This is a genomic window from Streptomyces sp. SID14436, assembly GCF_010548465.1.
In the GTDB taxonomy this organism is placed as follows: Bacteria; Actinomycetota; Actinomycetes; order Streptomycetales; family Streptomycetaceae; genus Streptomyces.
The window spans coordinates 1-1,017 of sequence record NZ_JAAGMD010000285.1; the positions used below are offsets into that span (position 1 = coordinate 1).

General features: G+C 78.1%; 1 protein-coding gene. It reads left to right on the plus strand.

Going from position 1 to position 1,017, the window contains the following annotated elements:
* Positions 1–1,017 (plus strand): SDR family NAD(P)-dependent oxidoreductase (locus G3I53_RS10305; RefSeq protein ID WP_164438257.1); only part of this gene is annotated, 1,017 nt, incomplete at both ends.

Sequence of the window (1,017 nt, forward strand, 5' to 3'; positions counted from 1 at the left end):
GGCGCCGGGGCACGGCTGGCCGGTTTCGTCCGTTTCCTGGGGGCCGAGAGCGGCCACCTCACCGGCATCACCGTCGACCTCGACCCGGCCGGCGGCACGCCCTCGGCCCAGGCCGGGGAACTGCTGGCCGCACTCCCCGGCAACCCCTACGGCGAGGCGGTCCACCGCGCCGGCCGGGCGTACCTGCCCCGGCTCACTCCCGTCACCGGCACGCGGCCCCCGGCACCCCGCCTCGACCACTACGGCACCTACCTGCTGACCGGCGCCACCCGCGGCATCGGCGCCCGGGTCGCCCGCCACCTCGTGGACCGCGGGGCCCGCCACCTCGCTCTGCTGGGCGCCCGCTCCCTGCCCCCGGCCGACCGGTGGGACGCCCCCGGCCTGGACGCAGCCGCCCGGGCGGCCGTGGAGACCGTCCGCGCCCTGGAGGCGGCCGGGGCCCGCGTGCACGTCCACCGCGGGTCCCTGCTGGACGCCGCCGGACTCGGGGCGTTCCTCGACCAGGTCCGCGAGGAGAGCGGACCCGTACGGGGGGCCGTGCACTGCGCCGCCGTCACCCCGCCCGTGGGAGCCTTCGCCGCACGCCAACGGGACGACATCCAGCGGGTGTTCGAACCCAAGGCGGAGGCACTGGAAGTCCTCTACGAGCTGTGCCTGCCCGACCGGCCCGACTTCCTGGTGGCCTTCTCCTCCCTGTCCGCCGTGGTGCCGCCCGTCGCCGGGGGAGTGCTGGAGTACGCCGCGGCCAACAGCTTCGTCGACGACTTCACGGCGCGGCACGCCCCGGACACCCCCTGGCTGCACTCCGTCGCCTGGCCGATGTGGCGCGACAGCGGGGCCCGGCCCGGCACGGGCAACCCCGGGGCGCGCTTCGGCCTGGACGCGGCCGGGGACGAGGAGGCGCTGCACGCCCTCGACCACGTCGTCACCGCCCTGCCCGGCGGCCCGGTGGTGGCCTTGCGCCCCCTGCACGCCGCCGACCCGACCGCGCTGCTCCGCCTGCCCGGCGTGACGGCC